This window comes from Streptomyces sp. NBC_00259, from assembly GCF_036181745.1.
GTDB classification, from domain to species: Bacteria; Actinomycetota; Actinomycetes; order Streptomycetales; family Streptomycetaceae; genus Streptomyces; species Streptomyces pratisoli.
The window spans coordinates 3,086,509-3,107,933 of record NZ_CP108080.1; the positions used below are offsets into that span (position 1 = coordinate 3,086,509).

Genomic DNA, 21,425 nt, shown 5'->3' on the forward strand with positions numbered 1-21,425 from the left:
CTCACGTGTGTCCCTTCGTCGTGGGTCGGTTCTCTGACGGTGCGGAGTCCGGGGTGAACCACGGCAGCGCCGCGGTCGTGGTGGTGCCGGCGGCGGTGGACGGGGCCGCCGCACGGTCCGGGCGGGGTGCGTCCCGGTGGCGGCCGGGCCGCCTGGGGGCGCCGCGGTGCGGCCGTACGCGGTCCACGACCGCCATCCCGATCCGGAACAGCGCGGCCGGGACGACCACGGCCAGCAGCACCCAGAAGAGCGTCACGCCCCAGGGCCTGCCCACGCCCCACGGCTGCTCGACGAGCACCTTCGCGCCGTACTTCACGGAGACCTGGTAGCCGCCGTGTGCCCCCGCAGACAGCTGCACAGGCAGCTTGACCTGCGCTTTCTTGCCCGGCTGGATGGTGCCGCGCCACTGTCGCTCCTCCCACTGCGGGGAGAAGACGCCATGGGCGGTGCCGACCTGGAAGACGGGGTCCTTGACCGGGGCGGAGCCGAGATTGCCGACGGTGAAGACGAGCTCCCGGCTCGGCGGGGCGCCGAACCAGACGAGCAGTCCGCTCGATCCGCGCAGATCGGCGGCCGCGAGCACGGCGAGCCTTCCGTCGCCCGTCTGCTGCGGCAGCGGGGCGGTGGGGTGTCCTGCGACGGTGAACGGGGCGTCCACAAGGGCCTGTTCACCGGTGACGGTGGCCACGTGCACCACGCACGGGCACGGTGTGGGCGGCTCCGCGACCGGCATCTTCTTGCTGAAGGCGCCCTTGGCGTCGGTGGTGACGGCGCGACCGTCGGCGTTGGCGCACGAGTTGGTGCCGCCGATCACGCCCCGGGCGGGGGTGGACTGCCCGCAGATCAGCATCATCAGCAGGGCGCCGGGGCGCCAGCCGGTGCCGCTGACGGTGATGTCGCCGCCCTTGCCCGCCTGCTCGGCGGAGAGGCCGACCTTCGGTTCGGCGTCCGCGGCGGCGGCGAGCCGTGCGGCGGGGCCCACCACGGCGAGCGGTCCGGCGAGCAGGACGCCGACCAGCACGGCGAGCAGCGCGGCGAGGCGCGGGCCTGGGCGCGGACCCAGGCCTGGGCGCGGACCCGGGCTCGGGCGTGGGCGTGTGCGTGCGCGTCGCCTGCGGCGGGCTTCTCCCGGCCCGGCTCTCAGGCGTCGCAAGGACGGAAGTGCCGGGCCTCGCGCCTCGGACGCGGGCGAGGCTCCTTCGGCGCGGGGGTCGGGGTGCTGGAGGGGGCTGCCGGGGTTCACCGTTGTACTCCCGCCTGTGCCAAGTGCCGTTCGGGGCTGGTCGGTTCGTGCGGTGCGGGTCGTGCGCGGGCGCGCCAGAGCGCCAGGCAGCCGGCCGCCGCGCCGAGCCCGAGTACGCCGGCGATCACCGGGCCCCACCGGACGTACAGCGCGGAGACCGTCGCCTCCGCGGGCTCGGCTCCGGGGGCGGTGGCGCGCAGGGTGATGTCGACGGAGTCGAGGGCGGGACGATCCGGCCAGGGTTCGGTCAGGTCCAGCCGGCGGCCGGGGCCCAGTTCGACGGACAGTGCGCGGGCGGGGCGCCGCAGGAGTTCGCCGGTGAGCCCGTCGGCGCGTACGGACAGGCGGGGCGTGAGGACGGTGTTGCCGCGGTTGACCAGGGTGTAGCGGATGAGATCGCCGTCGACGCGGACATCCTCGACGGTGAGCGCGGCGAGTTCGGGGCCGCCGACCCGCACATGGACGGGTACGGCCACCTCGCGCCCGTCCGCCGAGGCGACGATGCGCGCCGAGCGGTCGCCGGGCGCCGCGGACGCCGGAACGGTCATGGCGAACGGCACGTCGGCCCGGGTGCGGGCGGGGACGGTCACCGGGTTCTGGGCGAAGGCGAGCCACTGCGTACCGGTGGTGCTCAGCCGCACCGTCAGCGGCCGGGCACCCCGGTTGGTCACGGACACCCTGTCCTCCAGCACCGTGCCCGGCAGTCCCTCCAGGTAGACGTACGGTCGGCCGCCCACCGCGGGCTCCGCCGTCCACTCCTGCTCCGCGGCCGCGGCCGTGGGTGCCTGGGCGGACGGCCAGAGCGCGTACAGCAGGGCGGCGACCGCGGCGACCAGTGGCGCGCGCGGCAGCACGGTCAGCTCGCGGACCGCGGCCCGCGGCGGGTCAGCCACAGGACTCCGGCCGCCCCGGTGAGCAGCACCGTGCCACCGAGCGTCCCGAGCGCGAGCGCGGAGTCGAGCGGGCCGGTCTTCGGCAGTTCGCCGGCCCCGGAGGCCGGCTGGGTGCCGCCGCCGGAGCCCTGGACGTCCAGTTCGAGGGACGGCTCGGGGCTGTTCTTCGGTGTGCAGGTGGTGGTCGTACCGAGCGCCTTGATGGTGAGCACCCCGGCGGTGAAGGTGACCTTGCCGCTCTTGCCCGGGGTGTACGTACCCGTCAAGTCATTGATCTTGATGGGGGTGTTGGCGGGGATGGCCTCGGCGTTCGGCGGTCCGGTCACCGGGACCTTGCCCTTCTCGGCGCCGCCGAGCTCGATGACCGCGCTCGGGTTCATGGCCCCTTTGCCGAGTTCCACCGGGCTGGAGGAGACGCCCTTCTCGAAGGACATCGTGAGTTTGTAGCCGCTGCCGCTCTTGGCGGCCTTGATGTCGATCGGGGACACGGCGCCCTTGGGCCCGATCGGCGTCTGGCACTGGTAGTCCACGTCCACGACATCGGCATGGGCGGTGGGTGCGGCCATCAGCACCACCGAGCCCGCCACCGCCGCTGCCAGCGTGAGAGCTGTCCGCTTCTGGTTCGCCACCTCGAGTTCCCCTCATGCCGGAAGTCGCCGAATGTAACTGACGACACATCAGATCGGGCGCTCAAGGTACGCCTGGGCCCTGATGGAGGGAAGACAAAGAGCACGGCGGATCGCCGTGCTCCACAACAGCTTCAAATCACCGGGGCCGCCGGACCGCGCTAAGAGGGAGCCGCGAGCTCCGCCCACACCGTCTTGCCCGGCATTCCGGGTGTCCGCACGACGCCCCAGTCGAGGCAGAGCCGCTGCACGATGAACATGCCGTGACCGCCGGGCCGGCCGGCCCGGTGCGGGGTGCGCGGCGCCGGCTGGCCGGCACCGAGGTCGGAGACCTCCAGCCGGATGGCCTTCGCGTCGGTGGAGACCCGCAGCCGGTCCGGGCCCTCGGCGTGCAGACAGGCGTTGGTGACGAGCTCCGAGACGACGAGGAGGACGTCCTCGGCGGCCGCGCGGCGGTCGGCGGACGCGGCGGGCAGCCAGCCCCAGTCGTAGAGGGCCTGCCGGGTGAAGTCACGGGCAAGCGGAACGATCCCGCTGGCGCTCCCCAGCGCCAGGGTGCGCACCCGGCTCTCGGGCTCGGCGGTGTCGGGTCCACCGCCGACTCCGGCGCGGGCGCCGTCGGACTCGGGGCCGCGGTCGCCCGGCGGATGCTGCCGGGTGGTGCTCATCAGCGCTTCACCTCACCGATTCACCAGTTCGCGATTGGTTCGATACAGAGCGTGCGGGGTTCCGCACAGCCTGCGGGGGGTTCCTGGAGGAGTCCCGCGGGGGTCCTGCGGTGGTCTTCTGCCCGGCCGGATCGTGACAACACCCACTTGGCCGGTCATGCGGCGGGAGTCACTCGGCCAGCGCCGCTGCGAGCGAGTCGTGGACGGTGAAGACGGCCTCCGCGCCGGTGATCTCGAAGACCCTGGCCACGACGGGCAGCATCCCGGCCAGATGGACCCCTCCCCCGGCCGCCTCGGCTCTGAGCCGGGCGCCGAGCAGCACATTGAGGCCCGTCGAATCACAGAATTCGAGGTGTGAGCAGTCGACCACCAAGCGCACACGGCCTTGATCCAGAGCGTCTTCGAGTGGCGCACGCAACAAATCGGCGGTGTGGTGATCCAGCTCACCCGCCGGTGTCACGACTTCACTCTGGCCCTCGGTCCTGACCTCGACCTGAAGGCGGCCTCGATTCGCACTGCCGACCGTCACGCGGTCCATGCCCGTCCTCTTCGCCGATGACGTTGACGTCCGCAGAACATTACGCCTTCCGTACGCCGATCGGTAGCCGAACTCCCCACCAAATCAGACATATATGACATTCGACACTTGCGAGGTGAGGCAAAGAGCGGGTAGGGCTAGTAGGGACACCGACGAACACGGCCGGCTTTGGAGGCGCCGAACACCGCAGCACCAGGAAAGGGCATCGGCAGCCATACGCCGAGAACGATGGAGGAGACCATGTCACCCCGGCTCGACGAAACGCGGACCCCGCACGCGCCGTCGACAGCTCAGCACGATCACCTCGAGTCCCCCGAGTTCGTCGGGCGCCCCGCGCACGGCGACGACACGCACGACGGGTACGACCCGCACCACCCGCATCCCGGGCGGCCCGACGACCTCGAACTCCCGGCGATCCCGCCGTTCGACGAGGTCGGACCGGTGGACGCACGGGCTCTGTCGAAGACGCTCTTCGCCCGCCTCGAGGTCCTCGAGGAAGGCACCCACGAGTACGCGTACGTGCGCAACACCCTGGTCGAACTCAACCTGGCTCTGGTCAAGTTCGCCGCTTCCCGGTTCCGCTCCCGCAGCGAACCGATGGAGGACATCATCCAGGTGGGCACGATCGGCCTCATCAAGGCCATCGACCGCTTCGAACTCAGCCGAGGCGTCGAGTTCCCCACCTTCGCGATGCCGACGATCGTCGGCGAGATCAAGCGCTTCTTCCGCGACACGTCCTGGTCCGTGCGCGTCCCGCGGCGCCTCCAGGAACTCCGGCTCGACCTCGCCAAGGCCGGCGACGAGCTGGCCCAGAAGCTCGACCGCTCGCCCACGGTGGCCGAACTCGCCGAGCGCCTCGGCATCAGCAACGACGAGGTCGTCGAGGGCATGGCCGCGAGCAACGCGTACACCGCCAGCTCGCTCGACGCGCAGCCCGAGGAGGACGAGACCGAGGGCGCCCTCGCCGACCGCATCGGCTACGAGGACCACGGGCTCGAGGGCATCGAGTACATCGAGTCGCTGAAGCCGCTCATCGCCTCGCTGCCGCCGCGCGACCGCCAGATCCTGTCCTTGCGCTTCGTCGCGGGCATGACCCAGTCGGAGATCGGGGACGAGCTCGGCATCTCGCAGATGCATGTGTCCCGGCTGCTCGCCCGCACCCTGAACAGACTCAGGAAGGGGCTCACCGTCGAGGAGTGACCCCGCACCACCCGCACGAAGGCATCGGCCCCGAGGCCGTCTGAAGGGCCCGTTCCGTCAAGGGATGGGCCCTTCCGCCGTATTGACGGTGCGGTCCGGTATGGGCCACATTGAGCCCGGGGATCCGGGGGGGGACGGTGTGGTCATGGGGGAGGCGCTGGAAGCGCGGATGCGCGACCGCCTCGGCAGGGAATGCCTGTACGTGCCGTCGTGCCGGCTCGGGCTGTACGTGGCGCTGCGCCACTGGTGCAGGCCGGGCGGCCGGGTGCTGATGTCGCCGGTCAACGACGACGTCATCCTCTTCGTGGTGCTCGCCGCCGGACTCCGTCCCGTCCAGGCGCCGCTCGACCGGCGGGACGGCTCCCTCGACACGGCGGCCGTTCCCGCCTCGGTGTGGCCGGGCCTGTCCGCCGTCATCACGACGAATCTGTACGGCAACCCCGACCCGGCACCCGAACTGCGCGCCCGCTGCGACGCGTTGGGCATCCCGCTGCTCGAGGACGCGGCGCACGCGATCGGCTCCCGGGTGGACGGACGCCCGGTCGGTTCGTACGGCGACGCGTCCGTGTTCAGCCTGTCCAAACACACGGCCGCGAAGACCGGCGGCTTCCTCACGGTCGCCGACCCGGCGCTGCGGCGCCCGCTCGCGGAGGCCCGCGACGATCTCCTCGTCCCGTCGCGGCTGTCCTCCGAACTCGCCTACTCCTTACGGCCGTACGCGGAGGCCGGTGTGCGCGGGCTGCGGCTCGTGCGGGCGGCGCGGGCCGTGATGCGGCTGCTCGGCATGGAGGAGCGCGAGGAGATCCGGATGCCGCTGCGCGCGGACGAGCTGAAGCAGGCGCTGGCGGCGGCGCCCGCGCTGCGGCCGTTCAACTCCTGGGTGAGGGTCGACATGCACGACTACCGGATCACCCCGGGGCGGGCCCGGCTCAGACGCACCGGCCGTCTCCTGGACCGCCTCGACGACCGCCTGGACGCGCATCTCGACGGCACCCGGCGGCTGCTGTCGAGCCCCTGGGGCGCGCCGGGCCCGGGCCCCCTCCAGCCGCTGTTCCGCGTTCCGCTCCTGGTCGCCGACCGCGACGCGGCGATCGCCGCACTGGCCCGGCACCGCATCACCACCGGCTATCTCTACGATCCGCCGCTCGACGACTACGCCTCCGAGCTGTTCACCGACGTCTCCCCCTCTCCCGAACCGGCGCGCTGGTTCGCCCGCCACGCCCTCCCGGCGGACCCGCTCAAGGCCGACCGGATCATCACGGTCCTGCGGGAGTCGGGCGTGCGCCCGGCAAAGGCGCCGCACGGTGGCTGATACGACACGTATGCGCAAGACCGGCACCGACGGCGAGGGGACACCCGAGGACGCGGTGCCGCGGATCGGCGGACAGGGGCAGCCGGAACCGGCGGATTCCGCGGGCGGGGACTCCATGTTCCGCAACGCCTATGCCCTGATGCTGTCCACCGGCGTCTCCGCCGCACTCGGGCTCGGCTTCTGGCTCGTGGCCGCGCGGTACTACACGGAGGAGGCCGTGGGACAGGGGTCGGCCGCGATCGCCGCGATGCGGCTGCTCGCGTCGATCACCGCGACCACGATGATCGGCGCGGTGGTGCGGTACGTGCCGAGGGCCGGACGGGCCACGGGGCCGCTGGTGTGGCGGGCGTACGCGGTGAGTTCGGCCGTCGTGTGCGTGGCCTGCGCGGGCTTCCTGGTCACGCTCGATCTGTGGGGGCCCTCCTACGCCCCGCTGCAGGGCCTGACCGCCGGGCTCGTCTTCACCGCCGCCTGTGTCGCCTGGGCGCTGCTCACCCTCCAGGACGGGGTGCTGACCGGGCTGCGCAAGGCGGTGTGGGTGCCCGTCGGCAACGCCGTGTTCTCCATCGGCAAGCTCCTTCTGCTCGTCGTGTTCGCCACCGCCCTGCCCGTGCTCGGCGTCTTCGTGTCATGGGCGGCGGCGATCGCCCTGTCCGTACTGCCCCTCGGCTGGCTGGTGTTCCGCCGGCTGATCCCCCGCCAGGCCGCCGCCGACCGCGACCGCGAACCGCCGCGCATGCGGGAGATCGGGCGGTTCCTGGCCGGGGACTCCGTCGGTGCGCTGTTCTCCCTCGCGATGATCAATCTGCTGCCGGTGATGGTCGCCGTCCGCTTCGACGCGGCGCACAACGGCTTCTTCTACATCGCGTACACCGTGGGCGGCACGATGGAGTTCATGGCCATCAACATGGCCTCGTCGCTCACCGCGCACGCCTCGCACAGCCCGGACAGCCTCGCCGAAGGGGTGCGCGGGGCGCTTCGGCGGATGGCGGTCCTGCTCGTCCCGGTCGTCGCCGTCCTCGTCGTCTTCGCCCCGCAGATCCTCGTCCCGTTCGGCTCCGACTACGCGGAGCACGGCACGACCGTGCTGCGGCTGCTGGCCGCCGCCGCGCTGCCCCGGGTCGTCGTCGAGCTGTACATCGGCGTGCTGCGCGTCCAGGGGCGTACCGGCGTGCTCGCGGTGCTCCAGGGCGCCATGTGCACGCTGGTGCTGGGCAGTGCGGCCGTGCTGCTCGGCCTGGTCGGGATCTCCGGCGCCGGCCTGGCGATGCTGCTGTCCATGGCGCTGATGGCGCTCGTCTCGGCGCCGGGGATCCGGGCGGCGCTGTCGGGACGGGAGCCGGGGCCGCCCCGGGCGGCCCGGCGGCTTCGGCGCCGGAGCCGGGCCGTCGCCGAGGAGTTCGGCACCAACTGGGCGCGCACGGCGGCCGAGCGGAGGCGGACCGCGGCGGCGTCGCAGGACCCCGACTGGACGCGGGAGACCGTGTATCTGCGGGGCGTCCACGAGGCGGCGACCCCGGCGTTCGGGATCTCCGTGTACGCGGCGGCGGAGCCGCCCCGGGGCGGGCGGCGCGACGAGTCCTGGGCGGTCACCTGGCTGTGGCTGCTGCTCGGCCTCGCCGCCGGGCTGTTCTGGATCCCGCTGTCCCGGGCCCAGGGCGTCCCGGCCGGACATCTGTCGGGCACGGAGCTGCTGCGCGCCCTTCCACCGGTCACGGTGACGGCCGGCGTGCTGCTGGTGGTCGTGTGCAGCGCGGCCGTGTCGCTGCGGCGCCTGCGGCCCGGGCTGCTCACGGCCGGGCTGCTCACCACCGTCGCCGCGCTGCACACCGCGCCGCTGCTGCTGGGCGTCCGGCCGCACCCCGCCGCCGGCCCCGGGCACGCGGCGCTCGCGGATCTGTTCGCGGGGGCGGCCGGGCTGGACGGCACGGCCGGCGTCCTCGCGGTCCTCCCGGCCGTGCTCCAACTCCTCTGCCTGGCCCTGGCCGCCACCGCGCTCCGTGCCCTCGCCGCGCCCGACCGGGTCACGGCGGGCGCGGTGTGGGTGCTGGCGGTGGCGGGCTGGGCCGCCCAGGACGCCTTCGCCGCGGCCGCGCTGCCCGTGCTCACGGGCTTCTTCGCGGCGGCGGTGGCGGCGCTGGCGTACCGACGTGTCATCGGTTCGGGACGGGCTGCTTGAAGTAGTCGTCCTGGCCGGCGATCCGGTAACCCTCCAGTCCCGGGCCGTCGTTGACGGTCAGGTCACAGCCCTCGCCCGGTACCGCACGGTTCCAGTGGACCATCGCCTTCACCTTCGGCATGGTGCGGACGACCTCGGGGACGGCGGTGTACCAGTCGCGCTGCCGGTCGGGGTCGGCCGGATCGGGGACGGTCGCGAACTCCGCCATCATCAGAGGCTTCTCGTCGGAGATGTTCGCGATCAGCCAGTCGTGGCTGGGTCGCTGGCTGCGGTCGAAGTCCTTCCAGTCCGTGGTGTTGTGGCAGGTGAAGTAGTTGTACTGGTCCATGGCGAGCCAGTCGACGTAGTCGTCCCCCGGATAGAGCCGCTTCATCTCCTGCGCGCTGCCCAGATAGCCGGAGACCGTCCACACCCACACGACGTTGCGGGCGCCGAGCTTCTCGAAGCGGTCCCGCAGATGGCGGTAGGCGGCGACGTACTCCTCGGGGGTTCCCGCGCCTTCCTTGATGCGGGCGTCGACCTCCTGGTCGAAGGAGAGGAAGACCCGCTTCCCGTACGCCTTGATGCGACGGATCTGCGGGTCGATGATCTCGGTGTCGTGGCGCCCCGACGCGATGTTCCGCCAGCCGAGCTGGGTCTCGGTCCAGTTCGCGTGGTGCGGTTCCTTCCACACGGTGGACTCCCAGGCGAGCATCAGCAGCCGGTCCCTGCCGAGTTCCTGCTCGTCGGGGGTGAGCAACTGGCCGTCGAGCGTGTTCCCCGACATGTCGTGGTACGTGTACACGAGGTCGAGCCTGCGCCCGATCTTCTTCTCGAACGCGTACACCGGTGCGGTGAGCGAGCTGTTCCCGTCGTACGGGATGTACGCGCCCCACCAGGCGCCGCAGCGCGGGACGAGCGCGGCGTCCGGCGCGCACGGCCCGGTGAGGGGTTCGCCCGAGACGGCGTTGTCCGGCAGGCCCTCGTCCGCGGTGCCGTCGCCCGCGGTGGCCCAGATCCCGAGTCCGGCGAGCAGGGCGGCGACCGCGGCGAGTACGACGCCGGCGTAGGCGCGCCGCTGCGGGCCGGGGTGGCGCGCGTTCATAGGCCACCGGCCCTGGGTTTATGGCGTTCGACCGCTCCTCGTGTCGCGGCCGGCAGCGGCAGTCCGGGGAGTGCGGACACGATCGTCGCGAAGGCGGCGAGCGGCAGCAGGAAGGCGGTCGCCGAGAAGCCCTCGACCAGGAACAGCGAGGTCGCGGTGAGCACGCCGAGGGCGAGGCTGATCGGTGCGGCGAGCGCGAACGCCTCCAGTCGGGCGGCGGGGCGCAGACCGCCCGGCTGTGGATGGAGCAGCGCGAGGCCCGGCCCGAAGCACACGAACAGGAGCACCGGTATCCATCTCAGTGGCGATCCGCCGGGCAGCAGGGTGGCCGCGAGCGCCACCCAGCCGGACAGCGCCATGGCGGCTCTGAGCTGGATCTCTTTCGGCTTCGGCATCAGATCTCACCTCACTGGTGATCGGTACGGCTGTCGATGTCGGTGTCGCCGTCGCTGTCCGTGTCGCTGTCGCTGTCAGGACCGCGGCCGGTAGGCGAGGACGACGCCGTACGGGTGTTCCTCGACGACGGTGAAGAGCGGCGACGCGGACAGCCTGCTGCGCAGCGCGGAGAAGCCGCCCGGCGGCAGGAGGCCCTCGCCCGCCGTGTAGATGTCCTGGGTGCGGGTGAGGACGACGTACGCCCGTGTGCCCGGCGGGATGCCGTCGGCCAGATAGCGGGCCGGGTCGGCGAGCATCTTCTCGTTCTCCGGGAGTTCCTGCTCGGCGAAGAACCAGTGCTCGAGCTGGTCGTAGCGGTGCAGGGCGCGCGGGAAGGACCCGGTGGCGGCGAGGATCAGCGCGCCGTCCGGGGCCCGGTCGATGGCCCGGGTGACCATCGCGGTCTCGACGGGCGCGGTGTAGTACATCTTCTCCTTGCCGTAGTACGAGGGCAGGAACCCGGCGGCGAGGGCGACCAGTGCCACGGGCAGGGCGACCGCGGCGATGCGCCGCCGCACGGCCTTCGCCCGCACCGAGGTTCCCTTGGTGCCCTTGGTGCCGCGGAGGGCGCCCGTGGCGGGGACGAGAGCGGCGGCGGCGAAGAACGCGGCTCCGGGCAGCCCGAACAGATAGACGCGGAAGAGCATTTCGCCGCCGTAGTCGTTGACGGCGAACAGCGGCAGCGGCGCCACCGACACCAGCAGCAGCGGCAGCGCGCTGCGGGTGAGCCGCCTGCGGGCGAACACGGCGACCGCGGCCAGCACGGCGATCGCGAGCACCATCACCACGCTTGCCTGGCCGCCGAGTTCGGGGCCGGGACCGGTGAGCTGCCCCGCGTATCCGGCACGGGAGTTCCGGGTCAGTTCGCCGATCGACTCGCGCAGGGTGCTGAGCGTCTCGGTGAACAGCGGCCGCCCCATGGTCAGGTCCCAGGTCAGCATCAGCAGCCCGGCGACGACGAGGAGCCCGTAGTTGCGGTAGCGGCGGGTGAGGGAGAGCGCGAACAGCGACGCGCACAGCATGACCGGCGTGAGCTGGTGCGCGGCGTTGATCGCGACGATCAGCGGGGCGAGGATCAGCACACAGACCGCCCGCTGGCGCCGTCCGGTGGGCGGCGGCACGGTGGCCGCGGCCGGATCGAGCCACGTACGGTCGCGCAGTCTTCCGGCCGAGCCGGGCAGCACGAAATGGCGCAGCACCACGGCCAGTACGGTCAGATGCAGGATGTACGCGAATCCCTGCGGGGCCAGATAGTCCTGGCCGACCCAGTTGGCGAGCTGGAAGATCCAGACGGCGGTCCACACCAGCCGCCAGTCCTCGGTGAAGGTCCGGTAGAGCAGGACGAGGACCGGCATCAGCAGCAGACCGAGCACGACCGGCGCCCAGTTGAGGTACGAGGCCGCGCTGTCGACGCCGAAGGCGCGCACGAGGGCGGCGTTGAGGCTGAAGAAGCCGGGCCACTGGTCGTACGCCGACATGTTGCCGGACAGGGCGGCGTTCGGCCGCAGTTCGCCGTTGGCGAGGAGCATGTCGATGACGGCGTCGTGCTTGGAGGCCCACGGGTAGCGCACCGAGTCGTACAGCACGGCGGGCGGGGCCTTGAGGGCGCACAGCAGCCCCACGCAGTACGCGGCGGGCCACCAGGGCGCGGTGCCCGCGCGCCGCAGACCGAGCAGGAAGCCACCGGTCAGGACCAGCAGCGAGACGTAGTAGACGGCGGGCAGCCGGTCGAGGAGGCCGTGGTCGCCCATGGTGCGGAAGCCGATGCGCGGCAGCGCGTACGCCCACAGGCCGAGGCCGAGGAGCAGCGGCAGCCACGTGAGGTCGGGCAGGGAGAGCCGTCTTCGCGGCCGGGCGGTGTCGTCGGCCGGTGGTTCGTGGTCCGCGGCAGGCTTCACGGGCGGCAGCGTGCTGCTCCCGGCGACCGGTGTGGGCACGCGTTGCTGCACCGTGCGACTCCCCCCACAGAGGTGGGCGCGGCCGTCACGCCGCTGTCCCCATCAGCGAAGTATAGGAACCTGATTCGTTTTTGGGCGGCTCTCGACCATATTCACCCGTCGTCCCGCCCCGTGGCCCACGGCCCTCACCCGGCGAACTCCGGGCCCTTCACGACCGCCCGCGCTCGTCGGTAGAGCCGCCAGCCCATCGTGGGCAGCGAGTCCGGGTAGGGCGCGGCCCGCGCGCCGGTGCCGTCCATCCACGCCTCGATGTCGGCGACCGTGTGGCTGCGGCGCAGGATGAGCCGGGCGATCCGGTACGCCTCGTCCGTCTCCGAGCTGAGCGCGTGGCGTACGGCCACGGCGGACTCGTAGCCGGCGGCGTGCGCGGCACGGCGGACGGCGCGGCTGTTGTAGCCGTGCGGATAGGCGAGATGACGCACCTCATGGCCGAGGGCGTCCTCCAGGACCGCCTTGGAGTGGCGCAGTTCGTAGCGCAGTCGGCGCGCGCCGAGCGTGTCCAGCTGCGGATGGGTGACGGTGTGCGCGCCGACCTCCATGCCGGACCGCTCCAGGAGCGGCGCCTGCGCGAGCGTCATCATCGGGGCGGGCGGCAGCAGGCTGCGCAGGCCCGGTGTGATGGCGCCGGTGGTGAGATACGCGGTGGCGGGAAGGCCGCGGGAGGCGAGCGCCTCGGCGGTGGGTCCCGGCAGATCGGCGAAGCCGTCGTCGAAGGTGAGGACGACGGGCCGGGGCGGCAGGGGCGCGCCCCGGCCGGCGAGGTGGTCGGCGAGGTCGCTGATCCTGACCGGTGTACGGCCGCTGGCGGCGACGGCGTCGAGCTGGGCGCCGAACTCCTTGGGCGTGACGGTGAATTCGGCGATCCAGTCGGGCGGGTCGTCCATGACCGCGTGGTAGAGCAGAACGGGAATGAGCGGTGGCGTCCGGGGAGACGTCCGTGGTGTCGTCATCTGTTCTCCCAGGGGAGCGGCAGTCCGCGTACGCGTCTGCGGGCCTTGGCGTACCCGATCGGGCCTGCCAGCATGCCGCGCCGCTCCAGCCTGGAGAGACTGCGCGGCCAGGGGTGGCTGTCGGTGCCGTGCCCGCCGGGCACACCGTCGGGGCCGCCGTCCCGGTGGGCGGTCATCGCGCGGGCGTGGGCGAGGCCGCGGGGCAGCCGGGCGAGCAGCGCCGGGAGGAGGTCCGGGCGGCGGGCGATCAGCGCGGTGAGGTACGCGGTGAGGCCGGCGCCGTAGCCGTACGCCTGGTTGCGCAGGTCCTGCGGGGTCTCGCGGTGGTGGTGCCAGACCAGCGCGTCGGGTGTGTACCGCAGCCGGTGGCCGTCGGCGAGGATCCGCACGAACGCGTACAGGTCGTCACCACCGCGGGCCGCGGTGCCGGTGCCGGTCGCCGGGTCGAAGCCGCCGACGGCCTTCAGCGCACGGGCACGGAACGCCATGTTGGCGCCGGAGCCGAACCGGCCCGCGGTGAACGGGAACAGCGGCTCGTCGGCGGGCGGCCGTGCGGGGTCGTACGTGCGGGGCGCGAAGCCCTTGGCGAAGCCGCCGTGGCTCTCCAGCAGGATCTGCGCGGGGGTGCCGAGCCGCGCGGGGAGGATGAGCCCCGTGACGCAGCCGACGCGCGGGTCACCGGCGAACGGCGCGGTGAGCGCGGTGAGCCAGTGCGGGTCGGCGACGACGTCGTCGTCGGTGAAGGCGATCACGGCACCGTCCGCGGCGGCGACACCGCGGTTGTGGGCGACGGCCAGTCCGGGCACGGGCTCGTGCACGTACCGGACGCGGTCGGAGCGGTCGGAGTACTTGTGCTCGACCAGTTCGCGGGTGGCGTCGGTGACCGGAGCGTTGTCGACGACGACGATCTCGAAGTCCGGGTGGTCCTGCGCGAGCAGCGAGTCCAGCGCGCGGGCGAGCAGGTCGGCGCGCTCCCGGCTGGCGACGACGACGCTGGTGCGGGGCAGGTCGCCGTGGGGTTCGGGCTCGGGCGCCGGGACCGGGCCGAGCCGCTCCCGGGCGAGCGCGGCGAGCGTCCCGGCCGGGTCGGCGCCCTCGGGCACGGTCGCGGTGATGGTGCCGACGGGCCGGCCACGGTGCCGTACGAGCACGAACACCTCGCCGGGCCCGACGGGCGCCCCGCCGGGACCGGGCCGCAGCGCGAGCACGCCGTGGCCGGACCGGGGGCCGGGGCCGGCGGCGCCGGTGGTCTCGATGGTCTCGAGGTCGGGCGGGGCGAGGGCGTCGAGGTCCAGCTCGGCGACCTGCATGGCGCGGATCGGTCGCGGTGTGCGCGGCATGGGTGTCGTCCCCCCGGGAGTGGTGTCGTTCCGAGCTGTCCGGCAGGTCATTCGCCCCGGAGCCGGCCTATCCGGTTGAGCGTCTTCTGCGCGTATCCGGCGAGCCGTGGCCGGCTGCGTACGTAGCTGTGCGCGCGTCGGGCGGGCTCACGGCCGAGCCAGTAGAGCGCGGCACGGGCCCCGGGCCGGGTCGACGAGCCTTCGTGGACGTGGAGTTCGCCGGTCTTGAGGGCGTCCTTGTACTCGGCGGCGCCGCGGCCGAGGTCGAGCATGCCGATGCCTTCGGCGGCCGCGGCCTCGGCCATCCGCAGATGGAGGACCAGCCCTGGCGAGTACTTCGCGTAGGCGGTGTCGTACGCCGGGAACCAGCAGGACAGCACGGTGCGCGAGCGCAGTCCGAAGTGAGCGGCGACGGGCCGGTCCGCTGCGTACAGCACGGAGAGCACGCCGGAGCAGCCGGGCGCACGGGTGTCGTGCAGCCGGCGCACGAGCGTGCTGATCCAGTCCTGGGCGAAGCGGTCGCGGCGGCCGGTCCTGCGGTACTGGGCGGACTTCCAGTCCATGAGCGTCCGCAGCGCCTCGGGGTCGCGTTCGTCGAAGACGAACCTCACCTCGCCCGCCTGACGGGCCAGTTTGCGCTCCTTGGCCATGGTGGTGCGGAAGAACTTGGGAGAGCGCTCGCGCAGCCGTTCCTCGTAGACGGCGTAGCCCTCGCCGACGTCGATCACGGGCGAGGCGAACTCCTCGGCGCTGTCCTGGGCGAAGAGGCCCTGCCCGTCCTCCAGGTTGTCGAACTCCCAGGCCGACAGCGAACAGGCCCGCAGCAGTTCGCGCGCACCGAGGCGCAGCCCCGGCCGCAGCACGGCCCCCTGGCAGTCGGACACTCCGAGCCCGACGGCCCGGCCGTGCCCGAACGGCCCCTTCTCGTACGGGAAGAATCCGGCCGGGACCCCGTCCTCCTCGATGACCGCGACCCTGGCGCCCGGCCGCACCCCGGCGACGGCCAGGGTGAACTCGGGTTCCATGAAGGGGCTGGCCGGCGATCCGGACTTGGCGCGCAGTTCGCGCCAGGACTCGGTCTCCCCCTCGTCCAGCTCCCCGGGCTTCACGACACGAATGCGCACACCGCTCAACTCGACCCCCCGGTCTCCCCCTTGAGCTTCCCCGGGACAGGACGGTACCGGCCGAAATCCCCCTGGGACAGGGCGCGAAGGTCAAGCTGTGACCAATACGTGAAGAAGCGTGAAGCCCTGTGAAGGGTGGGGCGAATGGGACGTGGTACGGCCGCCGTCGGGCGGGGGTGGTCCGGCGCCGTCCCTCCCGTGCGGGAGGTCGGATGGACGGCGTGGCCCCCGCCCGGCGGCGGCCGGGTCGGTGCGCCCCGGACCGGTGGTGCGGCTCAGGGCAGCGAGCGGTTCAGCGCTCGCGGTTCAGCACGTGCGGTTCAGCACTCGGAAGTCAGCCGATGCAGCCGGGCACGGCTCCGGCCGGGGCGCAGTTGTTGACCTCGTTGTCCTTGACCTTCGTCCGGATGAGGTCGACGGTGCTGCCGGGCTCTTCGAAGATGCCGCCGCCGTCCGCGGCCTCGTTCCGGACGACCTTGGAGTCGGTCAGCGTCGCGGTGCCGTCGTCGTTGTAGAGGCCGCCGCCCTGGGAGTTCGCGGCGGTGGCCTTGTTCTCCTTGATGACGGTGTTCTCGACGTTGAGGGTCGCGAGGTTGACGATGCCGCCGCCCACGCCTCCGTCGTCGTTGGCCGTGTTCTTGGTGATGCTGCTGTTCTCGATGGTGGTGATGCCGCTGGTGACGAGACCGCCCGCATTGGCGGCGACGTTCCCCTTCACCTCGACGCGGTCGAAGTTCGTGACGATGCCGGGGTCGGCGACGATGAACAGGCCGCCGGCTTCGCCGACAGCGACGTTCTCGTTGATCTCACTGCGGATGAACGTCGCCGGGGTGTTGTTGGTGAAGACGCCGCCCACGTCGTCGGTCGACCTGTTCTTGTTCACGGTGGTGGAGCGGAGGGAGAGCGTTCCCCCCTCGGTGGCGATGCCTCCGCCGAGCTCGCCGTTGTTCCTGTCCACGCTGCTGGAGTTCAGCCGGACCTCGGTCTCCGACGCGGCGATGCCCCCGCCCGCTCCGTCGGCGGTGTTCTTGTCCACGCTGCTGCGGGAGACGACGACGGTCGAGCCGTCGGCGGCGAAGACCGCGCCACCGGCGTCGTCGGCGTGATTGCGCGTCAGAACGGTCGACTTGAGGGTGAGGCTGCGGCCTTCGCCGACGAACACGGCACCCCCCTCATCGGTCGTGGAGCCGTTGCGGACGATGAGTTCGGAATCCCCGCGGCCCCGGTCGATGCCGTGCTGGGCGAGGACTTCGTTCGCCATGGCCGCCGTGCCCCAGCCGTCGCCCCCGCGTCCTTCGCCGTCGAGGGTGAGGGCCCCGGCCGGGTCCGCGACCTCGAAGATGCGGAAGTCGGGGACGCCCACGGCAGTGGAGCGTTCGATGACGCTGTCCTTGCCGCCCTTGATGGTGATGGGCGTGATGATGACGGGCAGGCCGTTGGCGTCCCCGCTGGGGCCGACGTTGTTCACCTCGACCAGCCGGTAGACGCACTTGCGGGCCAGCTGGATCGTCCCGCCGCCCGCGGCGTTGGCCGCGTCGATGGCGTCGATCAGTGCGTCGACGGAGCAGGGGATGGCGGACGGCGAGTCGGACGCGTCCGCCTGGACGGGCACGGTCGGGACGAGGGCGAGGCCCAGGGCGGCCAGGGCGGTGACGCCGCCGGCTCTCGGGACGAACCTCATGGCAGCTCCAGGAGTGAGGGAGGACCGGCCCACCGCAAAGTAGGCACCCCTGGAGCAGGACGAGGCGCAACACACCCCTGAAGGACGGGCGCCACACCGATGCCGCCCTCACACCAGCCGTAAGGCCCTGGCCCAGCACCCGGACGCGTCACCGGAGCGCCACTGAGGCGCCGCCGGTGACCGCCTCAGACCAGCTGGGTGCCCCGGCGCCACACGGCGGAGACCAGCGGTACGCCCGGGCGGTACGCCAGGTGGACGTGCGACGGGGCGTCGAGGACGGCGAGATCGGCACGGGCGCCGGGAGCGAGGCGGCCGATGTCGGTACGGCGCAGGGCTGCCGCACCGCCCGCCGTGGCGGACCAGAGGGCCTCGTCCGGCGTCATTCCCATGTCACGCACGGCGAGCGCGATGCAGAACGGCACGGAGGAGGTGAACGACGAGCCCGGGTTGCAGTCCGTGGACAGCGCGACCGTCACACCCGCGTCGATCAGGCGGCGGGCGTCGGGCCACTGGGCGCGGGTGGAGAACTCGGCGCCGGGCAGCAGGGTCGCGACGGTGTTGCCGCTCGCGAGGGCGTCGACGTCCGCGTCCGTGAGGTGGGTGCAGTGGTCGGCGGACGCCGCGTCCAGCTCGACGGCGAGCTGGACACCCGGGCCGTAGGTCAGCTGGTTGGCGTGGACACGCGGGGTGAGGCCTTTCGCCATGCCGGCGGTGAGGACCGCACGGGCCTGGTCCCCGTCGAACGCCCCCTTCTCGCAGAAGACGTCGACCCAGCGCGCGTGCGGCGCGCAGGCGTCGAGCATCTCGCCGGTGACGAGGGCGACGTAGGCGGCGGGGTCGTCGGCGAAGTCCGGGGACACGACGTGCGCGCCGAGGTAGGTGACCTCGTCCGTGTGCCGCGCGGCGATCCGCAGCGCCCGCTCCTCGTCGCGGGTGGTCAGGCCGTACCCGGACTTCGTCTCGAAGGTCGTCGTGCCCTGGCGGAGCGCCTCGTCCAGATAGCGGGTGAGGTTCGCCTCCAGCTCGTCGTCCGTGGCGGCGCGGGTCGCGGCGACGGTGGTCCGGATACCGCCCGCGGAGTAGGCACGACCCGACATGCGGGCGTTGAACTCGGCGGTACGGTCACCGGCGAAGACCAGGTGCGAGTGCGAGTCCACGAACCCGGGGATGACGGCCCGGCCGCCGGCGTCGTGCACCTCGTCGGCGGCGGACGCGTCCGCCGACCGGCCGGTCCAGGCGACGGTGTCGCCGTCGAGGACGAGCGCGGCGCCCTCGATCAGTCCGAGGGGGCCGTCACCTGCGGCGGGGTCGTTGGTGACGAGGCTGCCGATGTTGGTGATGAGGGTCGTGGTACTCATGCTTCCTCATGTTTCCACAGCGGCCCACGGGCGCCCGCCCGCCCCTGCTGCTGGTACGTCGCTACCAGCGGCGGTACTACTCGGAGGCGTACACGAGGAAGCCGGCCCAGGCGGCGGGGCCGACGGTGAGCCGGGGGCCGTCGGGGTTCTTGGAGTCGCGGATGTGGACGGTGGGGCAGGAGGGGCTGGAGGCGACCTCGACGCAGTCGTCACCTTCGCTGCTGCTGCTGTAGCTGCTCTTGGTCCAGGCGACCTCGACGCAGTCATTACCGTTGCTGCTATTGCTGTAGCTGCTCTTGAACCAGTCCAGCCCGGGACCGTTCTCGGCAGAGGGCTTGATGGTCATATCTCTCCCAGCACTTGCTCGATGAAGGCCAGCGACTCCCGTGGCGAGAGAGCCTGGGCCCGGATGATGCCATACCGCAGTTCGATGATCCGCAACTGTTTCGGCTCGGAAACCGGACGGCTGTTGAACTCGCCCTCGCAGCGCCCCACAGCCGTACCGTCCCCGAACTTCAGCATCTCGATCGTGCCGCCCATCCCTGCGTGACCGTCGTGGTCCGTCGGCATCACCTGGATCTCGACGCTACGCAACTGCCCTACCTCCAAGAGGCGTTCGAGCTGACGGCGCAACACCATCTTGCCCCCGATCGGGCGGCGCAGCGTCACCTCTTCCTGGACGAAGCTGAGCTCAGGAGCCGACGAGCGCTCGAAGATCGAATGGCGAGCGATACGCGCTGCCACCATCCGCTCCACTTCATCCGACGAGTAGGCAGGACGTCGCGTTTCGATCAACGCCCGTGCGTACTCCTCCGTCTGCAACAGCCCGTGAAGGTTGTGACTACCGTACGCCGAACGTTCGACCGCCTGCGCCTCCAGCTTCGCCAGCTCCCTAACCTTCTTCGGGTACCGCGCCTCCGCCAGCATCTTCTTCATGGCCGCGACCTTGCCGCCCGCCCCCAGCACCTGGTCCACCTTGTCCAGGTACTCCGGCCGGGGAATCCGCGCCCCGCGCTCCACCTTGCGGATCAGGTCCTCGCTGTACCCGATGCGCTGCCCGAACTCCGCGACCCGCAGCCCCGCGCCCTCGCGCCAGAGCCGGAGCTGGCCGCCCGCCATTTCCACCACCGGCGCGATCTCGTCGTCCGGATCGACGTCCCAGCCGGGCTCGTCGACCCCGCCGTTCACGTCCGTCACCCTGTCCATCCCGCACCCCCGTCTTCGCCGCGCCGGTCGTGTCCAACGCCCGCCGTACCCGCCCGTCACGCGATACAGCCGGGACAAGACAGGACAGCGCCGGGACAGTCACCGTACGTACAGGCCGCATCACTGTTCAGAGTAGGCACGCCTCGCCACGCTGAGTGACATGAATCAGCAGATCGCCCAACCCCTTGCCGCTGCGGCCCAGTTCAGCGTCCGGCTCTCCTCCACCCGCCGCGGTGCACGCCTCGCCCGGCTCCTCGCCGCGGAGCAGCTGCGTTCCTGGGGTGTGAGCGGTGCGGCCTCGGACGCCGCCGCCCACGTCATCGCCGAACTGGCCGCCAACGCGGCGCTCCACGGCCGCGTTTCCGGCCGCGACTTCCGCCTGAGGCTGTCCGCGACGCCGCACACGCTCCGTATCGAGGTGACGGACACACGCGGTGACCGCCTCCCCGCTCCCCAACCCGCGACGCCCGACCGCGAGTCGGGCCGCGGGCTGCTCCTCGTCGAGGCGCTCGCCACCCGCTGGGGCACCCGCTCCGGCCCGGTCCCGTGCAAGACGGTCTGGGCGGAGATCGACCTCGTACGGCCCACACAGCCCGTACGGCCGGAGTGACCGGCGGGTCTCACCGCTGGGCGGTCCGCGCCCTCAGGTCCGGTTCACGCTCAGCCCCGACGGCGTTGCCGCCAGGGCTTCGGAGAGGGTGGCGTGGACCGGGATCACGTCGATCAGGCCGGTGATCCGCAGCAGATACGTGATCATCCCGTCCGGGCACACGAGGCGCAGCTCGCCGCAGCGTCGGCGGGCGGCGTCATGGGCATCCACCAGTACGCGCAGACCGCTCGCGTCACAGAAAGCCAGCACGGACAGGTCCACGATGAGCCTGACCGGGTCGTGAGCCGAGCCGACGTCCTCAAGGTGGTTACCCAGCAAGCCGGCGCTCGCGATGTCCAGCTCGCCCGCAACCGTGACGACCGACCAGCCGTCTCGGCGATGGGAGGAAACCGTCAGGTGCATCATCGTGCTCGACCCCTCGGAGAAGGACCCCTCTTCATCAGAGGATGACTCTAGCGAAGAGAGTACTGCTTCATCCTCAAGAGGCAAACTACTCTCAGTGGAGCGGCTCGCTACATTCGGCTCCATGGCATCGGCGGGTGTGCCGCAGGGCGCCAGAATCGGCGCATGCTGAGAATCGGATCCGTGGTGCTGGGCGTCTCGGATGTGCCGCGTGCTGCCGCGTTCTGGATGAAGGCGCTGCGATACGTCCCGCGCGAGGAGATGGAAGAGGACTGGGTGGTGCTCGTACCGGCGGAAGGGGCCGGGGTCCAGCTGTCGCTCGGCCTGAGCGAGACGCCGGCACAGGAGCGTCCGCGGATCCATCTGGACCTGTACGCGGGGGACGCGGCCGATCAGGCCGCCGAGGTCGAGCGGCTGGTGTCCCTGGGCGCTCGGCGCGTCGACTGGGACCTCTACCCGGCCGACGCCGACTTCGTCGTACTCGCCGATCCCGACGGCAACCGCTTCTGCGTCATCGACACCGGCCACGGCTGACCGAAGGCTGGAACCCGTGTCCCGGAGGCCCGGCGGGCGGCCGCCGACCTGTTCATCGGCCTGCCGTCAGAGCCCCGGCTCCGG

20 protein-coding genes and 1 pseudogene are annotated in these 21,425 nt (G+C 72.0%); 5 read left to right on the forward strand and 16 right to left on the reverse strand.

The window, feature by feature from the left end:
* Position 1 precedes the first annotated feature (1 nt).
* From OG766_RS13765 to OG766_RS13785, 5 genes are all read right to left on the reverse strand, one after another.
* Positions 2–1,063 carry a hypothetical protein gene (locus tag OG766_RS13765; RefSeq protein ID WP_423247180.1) on the reverse strand — a complete coding sequence of 354 codons (1,062 nt, stop codon included), beginning with the start codon at positions 1,061–1,063 and terminating at the stop codon, positions 2–4.
* A 176-nt stretch (positions 1,064–1,239) separates the two neighbouring features.
* Positions 1,240–2,136, reverse strand: coding sequence for a COG1470 family protein (locus OG766_RS13770; RefSeq protein ID WP_328725440.1), 897 nt, complete (start codon positions 2,134–2,136; stop codon positions 1,240–1,242).
* Entirely contained in the window at positions 2,100–2,765 is a 666-nt protein-coding gene (locus OG766_RS13775; protein WP_328725441.1) for a peptidase, read from the reverse strand. The genes OG766_RS13770 and OG766_RS13775 overlap by 37 nt, the downstream gene beginning before the upstream one ends.
* A gap of 158 nt (positions 2,766–2,923) precedes the next feature.
* Positions 2,924–3,430 carry an ATP-binding protein gene (locus OG766_RS13780; protein ID WP_266378527.1) on the reverse strand — a complete coding sequence of 169 codons (507 nt, stop codon included), beginning with the start codon at positions 3,428–3,430 and terminating at the stop codon, positions 2,924–2,926.
* 169 nt (positions 3,431–3,599) lie between these two features.
* Positions 3,600–3,968, reverse strand: a complete 369-nt coding sequence (locus OG766_RS13785) for an STAS domain-containing protein (protein ID WP_266378529.1) — start codon at positions 3,966–3,968, stop codon at positions 3,600–3,602.
* Between the two features lie 240 nt (positions 3,969–4,208).
* Between OG766_RS13785 and OG766_RS13790 the strand changes: the two genes are divergently transcribed.
* The 3 genes from OG766_RS13790 to OG766_RS13800 all read left to right on the forward strand — a co-directional run bounded on the left by OG766_RS13790 (position 4,209) and on the right by OG766_RS13800 (position 8,659).
* The gene (locus OG766_RS13790; protein ID WP_423247045.1) at positions 4,209–5,168 is read left to right on the forward strand and encodes an RNA polymerase sigma factor SigF; all 960 of its coding nucleotides are present in this window, start codon (positions 4,209–4,211) and stop codon (positions 5,166–5,168) included.
* A 145-nt stretch (positions 5,169–5,313) separates the two neighbouring features.
* A complete protein-coding gene (locus OG766_RS13795) occupies positions 5,314–6,480 on the forward strand; it encodes a DegT/DnrJ/EryC1/StrS family aminotransferase (protein WP_328725442.1) in 1,167 nt (388 codons plus the stop codon).
* Positions 6,473–8,659, forward strand: a complete 2,187-nt coding sequence (locus OG766_RS13800; RefSeq protein WP_443045491.1) for a lipopolysaccharide biosynthesis protein — start codon at positions 6,473–6,475, stop codon at positions 8,657–8,659. Before OG766_RS13795 ends, OG766_RS13800 begins: the two co-directional genes overlap by 8 nt.
* Here the strand turns inward: OG766_RS13800 and OG766_RS13805 are convergent.
* The 10 genes and pseudogenes from OG766_RS13805 to OG766_RS13850 form a co-directional block, all read right to left on the reverse strand.
* Positions 8,634–9,743: a glycosyl hydrolase gene (locus OG766_RS13805; RefSeq protein ID WP_328725444.1), complete on the reverse strand. Its 1,110-nt coding sequence runs from the start codon at positions 9,741–9,743 to the stop codon at positions 8,634–8,636. The genes OG766_RS13800 and OG766_RS13805 overlap by 26 nt on opposite strands.
* Complete coding sequence (locus OG766_RS13810) at positions 9,740–10,138, reverse strand: hypothetical protein (RefSeq protein WP_266378539.1); 399 nt, start codon at positions 10,136–10,138, stop codon at positions 9,740–9,742. The genes OG766_RS13805 and OG766_RS13810 overlap by 4 nt, the downstream gene beginning before the upstream one ends.
* A gap of 84 nt (positions 10,139–10,222) precedes the next feature.
* A pseudogene (locus OG766_RS13815) lies at positions 10,223–12,115 on the reverse strand (hypothetical protein); the annotation flags it as partial.
* A gap of 146 nt (positions 12,116–12,261) precedes the next feature.
* On the reverse strand, positions 12,262–13,086 hold the full coding sequence (locus tag OG766_RS13820; protein ID WP_266378544.1) for a polysaccharide deacetylase family protein: 825 nt from the start codon (positions 13,084–13,086) through the stop codon (positions 12,262–12,264).
* Positions 13,083–14,396 (reverse strand): glycosyltransferase, encoded by a 1,314-nt coding sequence (locus tag OG766_RS13825; protein WP_266384101.1) that lies wholly within the window; start codon positions 14,394–14,396, stop codon positions 13,083–13,085. Before OG766_RS13825 ends, OG766_RS13820 begins: the two co-directional genes overlap by 4 nt.
* 77 nt (positions 14,397–14,473) lie before the next feature.
* Positions 14,474–15,550 carry a GNAT family N-acetyltransferase gene (locus OG766_RS13830; protein ID WP_328725447.1) on the reverse strand — a complete coding sequence of 359 codons (1,077 nt, stop codon included), beginning with the start codon at positions 15,548–15,550 and terminating at the stop codon, positions 14,474–14,476.
* A gap of 334 nt (positions 15,551–15,884) precedes the next feature.
* The gene (locus OG766_RS13835) at positions 15,885–17,231 is read right to left on the reverse strand and encodes a hypothetical protein (protein WP_328725448.1); all 1,347 of its coding nucleotides are present in this window, start codon (positions 17,229–17,231) and stop codon (positions 15,885–15,887) included.
* A gap of 185 nt (positions 17,232–17,416) precedes the next feature.
* Positions 17,417–18,589 (reverse strand): imidazolonepropionase, encoded by a 1,173-nt coding sequence (hutI, locus tag OG766_RS13840; protein ID WP_328725449.1) that lies wholly within the window; start codon positions 18,587–18,589, stop codon positions 17,417–17,419.
* A 76-nt stretch (positions 18,590–18,665) separates the two neighbouring features.
* Positions 18,666–18,935 carry a DUF397 domain-containing protein gene (locus OG766_RS13845; protein WP_328725450.1) on the reverse strand — a complete coding sequence of 90 codons (270 nt, stop codon included), beginning with the start codon at positions 18,933–18,935 and terminating at the stop codon, positions 18,666–18,668.
* On the reverse strand, positions 18,932–19,795 hold the full coding sequence (locus OG766_RS13850) for a helix-turn-helix domain-containing protein (RefSeq protein ID WP_328725451.1): 864 nt from the start codon (positions 19,793–19,795) through the stop codon (positions 18,932–18,934). The genes OG766_RS13845 and OG766_RS13850 overlap by 4 nt, the downstream gene beginning before the upstream one ends.
* A 160-nt stretch (positions 19,796–19,955) precedes the next feature.
* On the opposite strand from OG766_RS13850, the gene OG766_RS13855 reads away from it, so the two are divergent.
* Positions 19,956–20,405, forward strand: a complete 450-nt coding sequence (locus OG766_RS13855; protein WP_328725452.1) for an ATP-binding protein — start codon at positions 19,956–19,958, stop codon at positions 20,403–20,405.
* A 33-nt stretch (positions 20,406–20,438) separates the two neighbouring features.
* Here OG766_RS13855 and OG766_RS13860 read toward each other — a convergent pair whose 3' ends face one another.
* Positions 20,439–20,810, reverse strand: a complete 372-nt coding sequence (locus OG766_RS13860; RefSeq protein WP_266378562.1) for an STAS domain-containing protein — start codon at positions 20,808–20,810, stop codon at positions 20,439–20,441.
* Between the two features lie 162 nt (positions 20,811–20,972).
* On the opposite strand from OG766_RS13860, the gene OG766_RS13865 reads away from it, so the two are divergent.
* A complete protein-coding gene (locus OG766_RS13865; RefSeq protein WP_266378565.1) occupies positions 20,973–21,341 on the forward strand; it encodes a VOC family protein in 369 nt (122 codons plus the stop codon).
* The last annotated feature ends 84 nt before the right edge of the window (positions 21,342–21,425 follow it).